Annotated in this window: 8 protein-coding genes; 2 read left to right on the top strand and 6 right to left on the bottom strand. The window is 68.8% G+C overall.

Features of this window, described 5'->3' with window-relative positions; translation table 11 throughout:
• Positions 1–59 precede the first annotated feature (59 nt).
• Positions 60–875, bottom strand: coding sequence for an exodeoxyribonuclease III (xthA, locus tag AABA48_RS04930; protein ID WP_066357496.1), 816 nt, complete (start codon positions 873–875; stop codon positions 60–62).
• 138 nt (positions 876–1,013) lie between these two features.
• Positions 1,014–2,273: a cytochrome-c peroxidase gene (locus AABA48_RS04925; protein WP_286349834.1), complete on the bottom strand. Its 1,260-nt coding sequence runs from the start codon at positions 2,271–2,273 to the stop codon at positions 1,014–1,016.
• Between the two features lie 308 nt (positions 2,274–2,581).
• Here AABA48_RS04925 and AABA48_RS04920 point away from each other — a divergent pair, with 308 nt between their 5' ends.
• Together AABA48_RS04920 and AABA48_RS04915 are read left to right on the top strand one after the other, a co-directional pair.
• Positions 2,582–4,210, top strand: coding sequence for an AAA family ATPase (locus tag AABA48_RS04920; protein ID WP_286349835.1), 1,629 nt, complete (start codon positions 2,582–2,584; stop codon positions 4,208–4,210).
• Positions 4,207–4,899: a hypothetical protein gene (locus AABA48_RS04915; protein ID WP_286349836.1), complete on the top strand. Its 693-nt coding sequence runs from the start codon at positions 4,207–4,209 to the stop codon at positions 4,897–4,899. The genes AABA48_RS04920 and AABA48_RS04915 overlap by 4 nt, the downstream gene beginning before the upstream one ends.
• A gap of 38 nt (positions 4,900–4,937) precedes the next feature.
• On the opposite strand, the gene recD is transcribed toward AABA48_RS04915, so the two are convergent.
• From recD to AABA48_RS04895, 4 genes are read right to left on the bottom strand one after another with little or no spacing between them, the layout of a single operon-like run.
• Positions 4,938–6,725, bottom strand: a complete 1,788-nt coding sequence (gene recD, locus AABA48_RS04910) for an exodeoxyribonuclease V subunit alpha (protein ID WP_286349837.1) — start codon at positions 6,723–6,725, stop codon at positions 4,938–4,940.
• Positions 6,722–10,336: an exodeoxyribonuclease V subunit beta gene (recB, locus tag AABA48_RS04905; protein WP_338271194.1), complete on the bottom strand. Its 3,615-nt coding sequence runs from the start codon at positions 10,334–10,336 to the stop codon at positions 6,722–6,724. The genes recD and recB overlap by 4 nt, the downstream gene beginning before the upstream one ends.
• Entirely contained in the window at positions 10,333–13,527 is a 3,195-nt protein-coding gene (recC, locus tag AABA48_RS04900) for an exodeoxyribonuclease V subunit gamma (RefSeq protein WP_286349839.1), read from the bottom strand. The genes recB and recC overlap by 4 nt, the downstream gene beginning before the upstream one ends.
• Positions 13,518–13,859, bottom strand: coding sequence for a TSCPD domain-containing protein (locus AABA48_RS04895; RefSeq protein WP_010942179.1), 342 nt, complete (start codon positions 13,857–13,859; stop codon positions 13,518–13,520). Before AABA48_RS04895 ends, recC begins: the two co-directional genes overlap by 10 nt.
• Between the last annotated feature and the right edge of the window lie 52 nt (positions 13,860–13,911).

Here is a 13,911-nt window from a genome sequence, read left to right as displayed (position 1 = left end):
CCGTTCAATCAGGAAAACCCCTATACGCCGCGTCCTCGGAGCCGCGTTTCAGGCGCTGATCACACTTCCACCTCCACCCACACGGGGCAGTGGTCGGAAGGCTTTTCCATGGCGCGGATGTCGTAGTCGATGCCGGCGGCGCGGCAGGCTTGCTGGAGCGGACGGGTGAGGAGGATGTGGTCAATGCGCAGGCCCCGCTTGGGCTCGGACTCGAAGCCGCGGCTGCGGTAGTCGAACCAGCTGAAGCGGTCGTCGATGTGGGGGTAGAGCTCGCGGTAGCTGTCGTGCAGCCCCCAGTCGCGCAGGGCGGCGAACCAGGCCCGCTCTTCGGGGAGGAAGCTGGTCTTGCCGGTGCGGAGCCAGCGCTTGGCGTTGTCGGCGCCGATGCCGATGTCCGGGTCCACGGGGGCGACGTTGAAGTCTCCCATGACCGCCAGGGGGGCGTCGGGGTCGCAGGAGGATTTCAGGTAGGCGAGCACGTCGGCGTAGAAGCGTTCCTTGGCCGGGAACTTGACCGGGTGGTCGCGGCTTTCGCCCTGGGGGAAGTAGCCGTTGATGACCCGCAGGGGCGACCCGGCGGGAAGGTCGAAGGCGGCGCTGATGAAGCGCTTCTGGGCCTCGTCGCCGTCGCCGGGAAGGCCGAGCCGGACGTCGCGGGGGGGCTGGAGGGAGAGGAGCGCCACGCCGTGGTGGGTCTTCTGGCCGTGGTAGATCACGTGATAGCCCAAGGCCTGGACTGCGGCCAGGGGGAAGTCGGCATCCTGCACCTTGGTTTCCTGGAGGCCGATGATGTCGGGCCGATGGGTCCGGACCAGTTCTTCGAGTTGATGGAGACGGGATCGCAGGCCATTGACGTTGAAGGATACGAGTTTCATCCCGGGTCACCTCGCAAGGGGAATTGTGCTCGTATCACTAGCAGATTGCGGGTTCATTATCCATTGGTTTGTGAACGGGTTCGAGGCGGGCGGAAACGTGCCCCGGACCGGGCGGTCCGGGGCGGTGCGACGGGTCGGTCAGGGCTGGTAGCCGTCGGTGAGGGTTTTCATGAAGGCCACCAGGGCGTCTTCTTCGGCATCGGAGAGCTTGAGGTTGCCCAGTTCGGCGGTGTTCATGGTGAGGGCCAGCTCGGGCAACGGCCAGCAGGTCACCTTTTCGCCGGGGGAGCCGGGCGCGCAGGTGGGGAGAACGTCGCGGGTGTTGTAGAAGTGGACTATCTCCTTCAGGCTCTTGAAGTAGCCGTTGTGGCCGAATGCCTTGACGACATCGGGGGCTGCTTTCTTGTCCACGTTGCGCAGGGTGGGCACCTTGTGCTTGCCGAGGTTGGCCTTGGCAAATCGGCTGTAATCGATGCGCGACTCAAGGAAGCCGCCGAGCCCCAGGTCGATCCAGGCGGCCCCCAGGGGATTGAAGGTGGACTGATAGAAAGGATTCTCGACATTGCGCGGTACGCCCAGGTTGTCGTAGGTGTAGTCGGTGAAAAGCGGCTTTTTGCCGGTGTTGACGTGGCAGCGGGCACATTTGCCCTTGCCGTTGAAGAGAGCGAGCCCCCTTCTCTCCTCGGGCGTCAGGAATGCCTTGCCGGCCAGGAAGGCGTCGTACTTGGAGGTGAAGGCGTTGGATTCGGCCGAGCCCTCGTAGGCGGCAATGGCCAGGGCGATGTAGTCGTAGGCCAGATTGGATTTTGCCCGGTTGGGAGCATCCAGGTTCACGAAGGCCCCTTCGGTGGCGCAGGCGGTGTCCACGTCAGCGGGCCAGGCAATGGCGCACGAGCCGGGCCAGACGGCGTCCATGGCGGTGCCGTAGGTGGCGGTGCAGACCCGGTGGACCACGCAGGCCGAGTCGGGGAGCGCCTGCTCCAGCGGATTCAGGAACGGACCCTGGGCCTGGTCGGCGGCAGGATTGCCCAGTTTTTCGCCTGTGGCGCGACCATCCCAGAAGTTGCCCCCCACGAACATGCCGCCGCCCTGACGGATATAGTTGAGGATGGGCGCAGTGGTTGCGTAGGCCGATGAGGGTGGTTTGCGGTTGCCGAAGCGCCCGGCAATGGAGCCTTCATACACGGCGCCGTGGGCGTTGACTTCCGAGGTGGGCCCGGTCCACCCCGCCTCGGGGGCGTGGCAGTCCGCGCATGACTGGTTGCCATTGATGGAGAGGTTGGTGTCGAAGAAGATGTCTTTGCCCAGTTGCTCCTTGACGGTCAAGCCTGCCGCGCCGGCGGCGCCTGCCGCCAGGAGGAGAAGTGCCGCCGCTCCCATTAGTCGCTTGGATACCATCCCTGTACCCCCTTGTTGTGTGGAACCTGACCATATCGTTGTCGGACAGGTTTCCGGAATATGCGGTCGCATCCCTGCCTTCCCCGGCGCCGTATCACCCTCCTTTCCCGTACGCCTGTTGCCGGCGCTCATTTCCGGCCGGGGCCCGCAGAGGTTAACTCTACATAATGATTAACCTTTGTCAAACGCCCTCCGTCCGGGCCCGCCAATGAATTACTCCTTGACATCCACGGATTTGAACTTTATAACTAGTTGAAAATCTGATTATTTTACTCGCCGGGCAGTTTTCCGGCCGATGTTCGTGCCCCATGTATCGAGACCATTTCGGCTTTACCGAACAACCCTTTGCGCTCACCCCGAACCCTGATTTTCTCTTTCTGAGCACCCACCATCAGGAGGGGTTCGCCCACCTGCTCTACGGCATTGACACCCATGCCGGGTTCATCGAGCTGACGGGCGAGGTGGGGACCGGCAAGACCACCCTGATCAGAACCTTCCTCAACCAGCTCGACCCGGCCACGCACCGCACCGCCCTCATCTTCAACCCGACCCTGTCGTCCCTGGGGCTGCTCCAGGGGATCAACCGGGAGTTCGGCCTCCCCTGCGCCAGCTCGGAGCGGGGCGAGCTGCTGGAAGCCCTGAACCGTTTCCTGCTGGAGGAAAGCTCGGCCGGCCGCACGGTGGTGCTGGTGATCGACGAGGCCCAGAATCTTTCCGCCGAGGTGCTGGAGCACATCAGGCTCATCTCCAACCTGGAGACCGAGCGGGACAAGCTGATCCAGATCGTGCTGGTGGGCCAGCCGGAGCTGAAGCGGCTGCTGGCGCTGGAAGAACTGCGCCAGCTCAACCAGCGGATCACGGTGCGCTACCACCTGGAGCCCATGGGGTGCGACGACACGCGGGAGTACATCCGGCACCGGATCAGGGTGGCGGGCGGCGGCCGGGAGCCGGTGGCGTTCACCCTTGGGGCGGTAAAGAAGATCTATCGCTTCTCAAAGGGGCTGCCCCGGCTGATCAATGCCGTGTGCGACCGGGCGCTCCTGCTGGCTTACACCAGGGACAGCAGGGAGATCACCGCGTCAATGGCGGCCGAAGCCATCATCGACGTGCGCCAGGAGGAGGGGCGGCGCTTTCCCATCCCCCGCAAGACCCTGCAGCTTCTGACCCTGGCCGCGGCGATAAGCATCGGCGTTGCCGTGTTCAACCGCGCGGACAAGGAGCCACCGCCCCCGGCCGTGGCCGGAGAGGCAACGCCGGCCACGGCCCCGGCGCCGCAGCCGCCTCCCCTGACCGGCGACGCTGTCCGCAAATCCCTGACGGCAACGGCCGCGGGGGACAACCTGGTGACCGCGGCCAACGCCCTGCTGGGGGCATGGCAGGCACCCGCCATCGACCGGGCCGGGCGCAGCGACGATATCCGCACCCTGGCGGCACGGCGCGGTTTCACGGCCACGGAAATCAAGGGGAGCCTGGACGACATCCTGCGTTTCGACGCGCCGGTGCTGCTCCAGGTGGAGCTTCCCGACGGCACCAGCCGGTTCCTGACCCTTACGGCCGCGAACAACGGCTCGTTCACCGTGGTGCCGGCTGTTGCGGGGAAAGATTCCCTTTCGCGCGGCGAGATCGAGGCGTTCTGGGAAGGACGGGCCTGGATGTTCTGGAAGAATTTCCACGGAATACCGTTACGGACCCGGGCGGGAAGCAGGGGCAAGGGAGTGAAGCCGCTTCAGGAGCTGCTGAAGGGGGCTGGTTTCTACGATGAAAAACCCACGGGCGACTTTGATGCGGCTACCGAGGAAGGGGTGCGTCGCTTCCAGCAGTCCGAGGGGCTGCAACCTGACGGCAAGGCGGGGGAGAAAACGCTGGCGCTCCTCTACCGCAGGGCGGGCGGGTTTTTCCCGCCGGGACTTACGGGAGCAAAGGGGAGCACGCAATGAGCCTGATTCTTGACGCGCTGAGAAAAATGGAGCAGGAGCGCAAAGCCCGGCGCGGGGCCACCGAGAACATCCGTCCCGACGTGCTTGGTCACCGGGGCGCGCAGCGCTCCGACAGCCGGAAACGGTGGCTGTTCGCGGCCGGCGCCGCAGTGATCCTCCTGGCGGGTCTGGCAGCGGGCCTGTTACTGAAGGGCGGCAACGACGCCACGCGCACGGCGGCGGTACAACGCCGGGACGCCGGCCGGCCGGCCCCGCTGACGGCCGGGTACCAGGACGAGGGTACGGAATCCGCGCCTGCGCCGGCCCCCGTGCCGCAGCCCCCGGTTCCGCAGCCGCAACCGGCTCCGGCCCTTGAGGCGCCGCGTCCCGTCCCTGCCCCGCCCGCGGCGGCTGTTCCGCGCCCCGTGCCCGCGGCACCGCGCCCGGACGAGGAGGAAGAAGAAAGTGTTCCGGCGGTACGCGCCCCAAGCGCACCGGCACCCGTTGCCGTGGCCCAGCCCTCGGATCTGTCCGTAACGGGCATCGCCTGGCAGGATGAGCGGCGCCTGCGCCGGGCCGTGGTGAACGGCACCCTGGTTGCGGAAGGAAACGTGGTGGCGGGCGCCCGCATCGTCTCCATCGGCGAGCGCAAGGTCCGCTTCTCCAAGGACGGCCGCACCTTCGACGTCCCCCTCTCCGGCGGTCACTGACCCGGCGCGGCCAGCCGGCCGCGCAACCCTTCAACCCTTCAACCCCACAACGCTTCCCGCAGGCCCGACCGCCGTTCGCTCCTCCGCGCCGCAGCGGACCGCAGGATCTCCTCGTCCGCCCAGATGACCGCACCGGTCCGGGCGCGCGTGAGTCCCGTGTAGACCAGTTCCCGCGTGAGCACGGGGCTGTCGAAGGGAGGGAGCACCAGCAGAATCCGGTCGAACTCGGACCCCTGGCTCTTGTGGACCGTCATGGCGAAGACCGTTTCATGGGCCGGCAGCCGGGCCGGGGAAAGCCTCCTGACTCCGCCGCCGGGGGCAGGAAAGCAGACGGCCAGGCCGCCGCTGAAGGCGGGATCGGCAACGACCAGGCCGATGTCGCCGTTGAAGAGTCCCAGCCCGTAGTCGTTCACCGTCACCATGACCGGCCGCCCCGGATACCAGACGCGGTCGGCATCGATGAGCCCCTGCCGTGCCAGGACCCGCTCGATGGCCCGGTTGAGCCCCTGCACCCCGTACTCCCCCTGCCGGACGGCACCGAGGACCCGGAAGCGGTCGAAGCAGATCAGGGCCTGTTCCGGGTCCGTCTGGCGCAGATACTCGCCGTACCCCGCAACAACGCTCTCGGCCAGGGCCCCGGCAAGCCGCTCCGCTGGCGGCACGGGCCGAAGCGCCACGCCGCCGTCCATCCCTTCTCCTGACACAAGCGCCATGAGCCGGTCCCCGTCGCCCTCGTTCACGGCCGCACTGGCCGCGCCAATGGCGCTGGCCGCACCGAAGCGGTAGTTCCTGCGCAGGATCACCAGGGAGTCGGCCGGTGTCCCCGGCTGCCCGTTCCCTTCGCCCCCGGCTTCTCCCTCGATCTCCTCGCCCGCGGCATCGCGGATGAACTCCCGGAACGGGGCCGAGAACCGGTGCGCCCGCCCGGTGTCGCAGATGTCGCCGAGCACGGCCCCGGCCTCCACCGAGGCGAGCTGGTCCCGGTCCCCCAGGAGGATGAGCCGGGCCGACGGTGCCAGGGCTTCCATCAGCCGGGCCATGAGAGGCAGCGGCACCATGGAGGCCTCGTCCACCACCACCACCCGGTGGGGCAGCGGATTGTGACGGTTGTGACGGAAGCGGACCGAGCCGGGAATCACCCCCAGCAGCCGGTGGATAGTGGAGACCTGGCCGGGGATCCGCTCCGCCACGGGGGTCACCGCTGCCAGGCGCTGACGGGCGTCGCGGATGGAGTCGCCGAGCCGCGCCGCGGCCTTGCCCGTGGGCGCTGCCAGGGCAATGCCCGTCCCTTCCTCGCCGGCCTGCTCCAGGAGCAAGGCCAGGATCGACACCACGGTGGAAGTCTTGCCGGTACCCGGCCCCCCGGAGATGACGCAAAAGCCGCTCCGCACCGCGGCCGCTGCGGCCACCCGCTGCCAGTCCACGGCATCGTCACCCTTCGGCCCGAAGATCCGGTCAATGCCCGCCCGCAGGAGCGGCAGAGAAACGGGACGGAGCTTTGCGGATTTTTGCTTTATGAATTCAGCAACTAGATATTCATAGTTCCAGTATCGATAGAGATAGAGGCGGCTGCGTTCGTCCAGGATCAGGGGGGTACGGCCACCGGGCGGGCCCACCACCGGCAGGGCCCTGAGGGTGGCGGCCAGGGCCGCTCCATTGCTGCCAAAGGCTTCGTCCAGGTGCAGGCAGACGTGGCCGGCCCCTACGGCGGCGCTGGCGTGCATGGCGGCCCGATGGAGATCGTCGTTCCGGCCCCCGGCCAGGCGGCAGAGGAAGTCGGCAAAACAGGCGTCGATGTCGCGGAATTGCAGGTCGTCGGCACTCACGGCGCTCCTCCTTCCCGCCCGGCGAGGCAGTCGGTCAATGCCCGCACCAGGTCGGGCCGCGGCAGGTCATGATAGACCCCCAGGGCGGGGCGTTCGGGATCGATCCCCCGCAGGAACAGGTAGAACACTCCGCCGAAGTGCTCCTCGTAGCGATAGCCGGGCAGGCGGCGCTCCAGGAAGCGGTTGAGGGCCACGGTGTAGAGCAGGTACTGGAGCGGATAGAGGGAGCGCTCCATCTCCCGGCAGAGGCGCTCGGGGCCGTAATCCTCGGCCCGGTTCCCCAGGTGGTTCGATTTCCAGTCGATCAGGTAGTAGCGGCCGCCGTGGCGGAACACCAGGTCCATGAAGCCGCGCACCATGCCCCGGGCCTCGCCGAAGGCGATCCGGCGCGCCACCTCCCCCAGGTCGGCCCCCTGGGGGAGCACCCCGGCCCCGGCCAGGATGGTTGCCACTTGGGCGTCCCGCACGAACCGGAGCGGGAAATAGAACTCCAGCTCCGCCAGCCAGCTGCCGGGGGCCAGGTCGGCCAGACGGAAAGAATTCCCCTCCCCGCCCAGAGGAACATTCAGGACGTTGCCAACCATGCGGCTCACCGGGTCGAGCCACTGCGCGCCATGGCCGTTGCGCTCCAGTTCGCGCCGGACTAGGTCCCGCACGGCATCGTCGCCGGCAACGGCAAAATCGAGCTGTTCGAAGAGGCCGTGCAGGAAGATGCCGGCCCGGGGCCCCCGGGGAAAGGCGAACATGGAGCCCTCGGGCGGGGCTGCCGTGTCACTGGTGGCGTCGGTCGGAAGCTCCGGCGGGGTCTGGTCCCGGTCCGGCAACTCGGCGGTTTCCCGGTGCCCCGAGGCAAAGGAGGTGAAGCTGGCCACCCGCCAGCCCGCGTCGATGTCGCCCCTGAACTCACGGCAGACCAGCGGCGCCTCTCCACCGGCCGGCCGGAAGCGGGGCAGCCGGTCCGGGCACGGGTCTTCGGTCACGGCAATGCCTCCGCCGCTTGCCGTTGCCAGGTGGTCGAGCCGCTCCAGCAGGGTCTGGTCGGTCGCCTTCTTCAGGGTTTCTTCCAATTGTGCCACCGGGTCGCCTGTCCCGTCGGGCCGGCTGCCGTGGAGGAGCCAGCCCGGGGCCGAGGTCTCGGCGCCGCGGAACTTGCCCCAGACCAGATAGGCGCGGCAGCGGGCCCTGGTGAGGGCCACATAGAGGAGGCGGAGGTTCTCGGCCAGGGCCTCGGTGCGGGCCCGGCGGCGCCGCTCGTCCCGGCGTTCGGTACCGAAATCCGCCACCAGCCGATAGTCCTCCTCGTGGCAGAGGGTCAGGTCCCCGTCATCCCGCAGACCGCCCCACATGAAGGGGGCAAAGACCACGGGATACTCAAGCCCCTTGCTGACGTGGACCGTGACGATGCGGACCGCCCGGTCGTCCGATTCGAGCCGAATCTGGTAATCCTCCCCGGGCGGGGGCACGCTCACCCGCTCCCCGAACCACGCCGTCAGGGCATCGGGGCCGAGACGCCGCTCAACGGCCGCCTGGTGGAGCACCTCGGCGCAGTGGCGCAGGTTGGTGAGCCGCCGTTCCCCGTCGGGCAGGGGAAGGCACCGCTCCCTCACCCCCTCCCGATCCAGGAGGGCGCGGAACATGGTCATGAAGCCCCGCTCCCGCCAGAGGTCGCGGTAGTCGCGGAAGGCGGCGATCCGTTCTTCCCAGGCCGCCTCCTGCTCCATGAGAAGCGCCAGGTCGTTGCCGTTCAGCCCGAAGAGCGCCGTGACCAGGGCCGCCCTGACCCGCCCCTCGTTCCCGGGCTCGGCCACGGCCCCCATCACGGTCCAGACCTCGCCGGCCTCGCGGGTCTCGAACAGGCTGTCGGCACTCTGGACCACGGAGGGGATGCCCCGCTCCCGCAGGGCCTGCTGGACCAGGCCCGCCTCGAAGTGGGACCGGACGATGACGGCCACGTCGCCGGGGGTGAGGGGCTGCATCCGCCCATCCTCGTCCTCCAGGCAGGCCGTGCCGTCGCGGCCGTCGGCCAGGAGCCCGGAGATCTCGTCGGCAACGGCGGTGACGATCCGCTGCCGGCCCGTGCCCAGGTTGATGCAGTCGCGGTCACCCTCGCCCCGGCGGATAAACCAGAGCTGGAGCGGCGCCGGATCGCGGTCGCCGAAGGAGCAACCCTGCCGCCGGGCCGCCGTGACCGGGGGAAAAGCGATGTCGCCGGCCAGGAACGGGTGCTCCCCCCCCATTCGGAACAGGGAGCTCACCGCATCGACCATCTCCGGCGTGGAGCGCCAGTTGCGGTCCATGGTGAAGCACCGCTCCGCCGGGATCTCCTGTCGGGCCTCCAGGTAGGCGAAGACATCGGCTCCCCGAAAGCTGTAGATGGCCTGCTTGGGGTCGCCGATCAGGAACAGGGGCACCGCGCCGCCGCTGAACACCGCCCGGAAGATCCGGTACTGGACCTGGTCCGTGTCCTGAAACTCGTCGATGAGGGCGGCCCGGTAACGCTCCCGCAGCCGATCAGCCAGGGCAGCGCCGCCGGGCCCGTCGAGTGCGGCGTGGAGGTCCGTGAGCAGGTCATCATACCCCCGAACGTTGCGCTGCGCCTTGAGCGCGGCCAGCCGCTCCCGGCCTAGGGCCGCGAACTCGGCCTTCAGGAGCAGAAGCCGCTGGGAGGTGAGCCGTGCCAGGCGGTCGCAGAGGTCGAAGCAGTCGTGCCGGGGCGGGTCGGCCTTTTTGAGCCGCTGCCCGGCCAGAAACCCGGCGGTGAACTTGTCGAACCCGGCAAAGAGCGCGTAGGGGTCCGCGCCGGCCGCGTAGCCGTCCATGGCGGCCAGAAGGCCCGGCACCAGGTCCGGGTGATAGTTACTCTTGGAGCGGCTTAGCCCGGGATCGGCGGCCAGGATGGCGGCGACCTCCTCCCGTTGCGTCCGCCAGAGGGACGAGAGCGCGGCAAAGGCGTCCCGGATCTCCCCGGCAACGCGGTCCGCCTCCCCGGAATGCCAGACCGGCTCCACGGCCAGGTGGGGCTTGCCGGCAATGTTCCGCAGGAATGCCGCCAGTTCCTCCGGGGACCAGCGCTGGCCCAGGGCCAGGGGGAGCAGTGGCGCGTCAGCGCCGAAGAAGTGGCGGCGCCAGAAATCGTCCGCCACCTGGCGCAGGAGCGGTTCCTGGTCCGCCGCCAGTTCGGTGTCGAACAGGGAACCACTCTCGAAGGCGTTTTCCTGGAGCGCCCGGAGGCAGAAGCCGTGGATGGTGGAAATGGCGGCGCAGTCGAAGGTCTGGAGTGCGCTGTCTATCCGGGACAGGGCCGTGGCGTGCCCCGGCCAGCGCTCGCCCAGGGCCAGCCGGTCGAGGAACTCGTCCGGCGCGCCCCCGCCGGCGAACCGGTCGCGGGCCTGGCGCAGCCGCTGGCGGATGCGGGCGCGCAGCTCCTTGGTGGCCGCCTCGGTGAAGGTCACCACCAGGATGTTTTCAGGGAGCAGCCCCTCCCCTTCCACCACCAGGCGCAGGTAGAGGCAGGCTATGGCAAAGGTCTTGCCCGTGCCTGCGCTGGCTTCCACCAGGTTGTGGCCGGACAGTTCCACGGTCAGATTGTCATGGGGTCGCAGGGAAGTCACCGCTCGTCCTCCCGGTGGGCCAGCAGGGGGGTCAGGATCGCGAGGGATGTTTCGCGAAAGGCGTCGTCCAGGGGATCGGCAGTGCCGAAGCAGAGCGCATAGTAGGGATCGTCTCCCTCCGGGTAGAAATCTCCCCCCCAGGCGGTGCGGGCCGCCGCCATCTCGCCCTTGCGGGCAAAGGCCAGGGAGGTGCGCGGGAAGAACCGCAGCGGCTCCCGGCTCCCCTGCCCGTAGTACGACACCAGAGCCTCCAGGTGCGTGATCGGGTCGGCCACGGGACGAAGCGCCAGGTCGCCGTCAGCGGCCAGGAGCCTGCTTGCCGCCCCGGTGGCGGGCAATGCCAGGGCATTGAGAACCAGGTGCTCGATCCAGAGCCGGATGTGGTCGCGGCCGGACAGCCTGGCACAGCGCCAGCGGATCAGGCCGGCGGGCCAGAGGGAACCCAGTTCGCCCACGAGCCGCCGCTCACCCACCCGCAGGTCCACGGCCACGGGTTCGAGGGGGGGCAGGCTGCTGGTTGCCGGCCGGACCCGGTCGGCCAGGTCCCGCACCCGTGCGGTGAGCCCCGCAAAGGCCAGCTCTCCCTGCCGCGCCGGCGGCAGGCCGCCCCGGGCCCGGGCCACGGGGAGGAGGTCGGCCGGGTCGCCGCCCGCCAGAATGTGGTCCAGGATCTCCTGTTCCAGCAGGAAGGCATCCAGAGAGTCCAGGGCAAAGGGCTCCCGGTCCTCCAGGGGGGAACGGCTCTCCTCCAGGCGGATGCCGAGCCGGTGGCGCATGAGGTAGCGCACCGGGTGCTCGAAAAAGGAGATGAGCTGCGCCAGGGGCAGGATCTCCGTTTCGTCGGCCGACGCCGGACCGGACTCGGCCAGGGGGTGCTCCAGGAAGGGGCGCGGTGCGTCGCCCCTGTCGCGCCGGGCCAGGGCGCGACACTCTTCGGCCGCGTAACTGAACAGCCCGCCGGTGCCGGTGAAGTAGGCGGGGCTGAAGGGCTGGAGCCGGTGCCGCGTCACCAGGGAGGCCGGGAACCGGTCGGTGCCGTCCGTGAAACGCGATCCCAGGTAGTCGAGGAACTCGCTCACCAGCACCGAGGGGGGAAGCTCGGCATTATCCCGGACGCTCTGGCCGGTGTAGCTGATCACCAGGCGCTCCCGGGCCGAGAGGATGGCTTCCAGAAAGAGGTAGCGGTCCTCCTCCCGCAGCGACCGGTCGCCGGGGCGGCGGTCCGCGGCCATCAGGTCGAAGCCGGCGGCCCGGTCCCGGCGGGGGAAGGATTCGTCGTTCACCCCCAGCAGGCAGATCACCCGGAAGGGGATGCTCCGCATGGGGAGCATGGCGCAGAAGGTGACCCCGCCGGTCATGAAGCCGAGCCCCTGGTCGGGCCTGTCGAGCCGTTCGCCGAGCCAGGCCCTGATCACGGACCGCCCCACCTCGTCCGTGAAGCCGGAGCCCGCGCCGAGTTCGCCGAGGCCGTCCACGATCCTGCCCAAGGCGGCACGTTCGAAGGCGGTGGCGTCATCGGGATTGAAGAAGTCGGCCAGGATGCCGCGCAGGGTCGCTGTCCACCCCTCAAGGGAGCGGGGGCGCGCCAGATCCTGCCGCACCCGCTCCAGGGCCTCCACGAAGCGGATGAAGCGCCCCAGGAGCACCGGCCCGTCCCCTTCCATGGCATCGTGGGGGAGGATACCGCCGAACATGGCCCCTTCCTCGTCGGGCATGGCCACCCCCAGCAGTAGCCGGTCGAGCCCCGCCTGCCAGCTGTTCTCCCGGTAGGCAGGCAGCCCGGCAGCCCGGCGCTCGTTCTCGTCCATGCCCCAACGGATGCGGGTGGCCTCAACCCAGGAGCGGATCTGTTCGAGACCGGCCTCGTCGATGCCGAAACGGCGGTGGACCGCGCCGGTCTCCAGGATGTCCAGCACGTCGGTCACCGGGAAGCGGCCCAGGGGCAGGTCGAGGATGGCCAGGAAGGCGTCGGCCGCTCCCCCCGCACTCCTGATGCTCCGGTCGGCAATGGAAAACGGGATGCGCCGCCGCTGGTCCTGACCGCCGCCGAACACTGCGGCAACATAGGGGGCATAGGTCTCGATGTCCGGCGTCATCACGAGGATATCCCGGGGCGTGAGGCCGGGCAGGTCCTCGAACATGGCCAGCAGGACGTCGTGGAGCACCTCCACCTCGCGCATGGGGCCGTGACAGGAATGAATCCCGATCGAGCGGTCGCCGGGGTCTACCCGGACCAGGCGCGGAGTGCCGTCGGCTTCGTCCAGGGTAAGGATGCCGTTCTGCACCGCGGCCAGGAGCGTTTCGCCGGGGGCGTCGGCATAGAGGTCGCGCTCGCCGCCCGACAAGTCGTCGCAGGCCAGGATGAGGGACGAGAAATCGCGCCCCGGCTTGCCCAGGGAGGCAAGCAGCGGATGCCCCTCCACGGCCTGCTGCCGGCGCTCCGGGGTCATCCGCGCCCGGGCGCCGGGCGAGACGATATCCCCCCAGTATTCCCGGCAGGGGCTCAGGACGAACAGGTTCACCGGGCAGAGCCGGGCCAGGGAGGTGAAGATCTCCAGGTGGAACGGCGGAAGGTACGAGATGCCGAAGACCGACACCCGTTCGGGGCAGACGCCGGCAGGGAGACGCCCGCCGGCCAGCTGTTTCAGGAATGCGTCGCGCACGGCCCCCCGATGGGTACCGGGACTGTCCGCGGTCAATGCGCGCCAGAGCCGGGCCTGCCACTGCTGGTCCCGCCCCGTCTCCCAGGACGCCAGCAGGTCGCCCCGGAACACGGTGTACTGGTCAAAGGTGTCGGCGATCCTGGCTGCAAGCTGGTAGAGCCGCAGTTCCCGGTCCTCCCCTGCCAGATACCCCCGCAACTGGCCGAAGGCCGGTTCCGGGAGCAGGCGCGGCAGCAGGTTCATGATCCGCCAGGTCAGGATGGCGGGGTCAAAGGGGGACTGGTCCGGGAGATGGGGCAGCGCCGCCCGGAAAAGCGACCAGACAAAGGCATTGGGAAAGGGATAGGAGCCGTTCGCCCAGATCCCCAGGCGCGTTGCCAGCTCCATGGCGAGCCACCGTTCCATGCCCCGGCTCTGCACCACGATGGTCTCGGGAACAAAGGGTGACGACAGGGGGGGCTCGACCACGGCGCAAAGCTGCTCGACCAGGGCCTCCATCCGGTTGCTCGTGTAGATGGTCAGGGACAACGGTCCTCTCCTTTCCCCTCATCCAGGGCCAGGGCCACCGCCTCCGCCAGGGCGTCGAGACAGGTGGCGGCGCCCAGGTGGCACGATATCCCGGCCAGGTCCCGAACCACAACCTGCGGGTCCATGCCCGAGAGCAGGCCGCGGGTGATCATCCGGGTCAGGCCATCCATGACGGCGCTGCCGCACCCGCCCGCCTTGCCGAAGCGGCAGAAGACCTCAACGGGCAGACCGGTGTCCGGGTCGCGGTTGACCGTCACATAGAGCTTGCCGCAGTTGGTCTCCAGGGCCACGGTCGTGCCCCGCAGCGCCGCGGGACGTTTTCGTTCCGTCATGGGATGCTCCTTCTGGGGATATGAAGGCAGGCTACAGTATCGTCCAACAGTG

This window comes from Geobacter sp. 60473 (genome assembly GCF_036323535.1).
Classification (GTDB): domain Bacteria; phylum Desulfobacterota; class Desulfuromonadia; order Geobacterales; family Geobacteraceae; genus Geobacter; species Geobacter sulfurreducens.
The sequence above is the reverse complement of the archived record's forward strand: the minus strand, read 5'-3'. Positions and strand labels throughout refer to the sequence as shown.

Bases quoted from the DNA above. Each gene is read 5' to 3' on its own strand.
- xthA (WP_066357496.1), bottom strand. From the start codon at position 875: ATGAAACTCGTATCCTTCAACGTCAATGGCCTGCGATCCCGTCTCCAT.
- AABA48_RS04925 (WP_286349834.1), bottom strand. From the start codon at position 2,273: ATGGTATCCAAGCGACTAATGGGAGCGGCGGCACTTCTCCTCCTGGCG.
- AABA48_RS04920 (WP_286349835.1), top strand. From the start codon at position 2,582: ATGTATCGAGACCATTTCGGCTTTACCGAACAACCCTTTGCGCTCACC.
- AABA48_RS04915 (WP_286349836.1), top strand. From the start codon at position 4,207: ATGAGCCTGATTCTTGACGCGCTGAGAAAAATGGAGCAGGAGCGCAAA.
- AABA48_RS04895 (WP_010942179.1), bottom strand. From the start codon at position 13,859: ATGACGGAACGAAAACGTCCCGCGGCGCTGCGGGGCACGACCGTGGCC.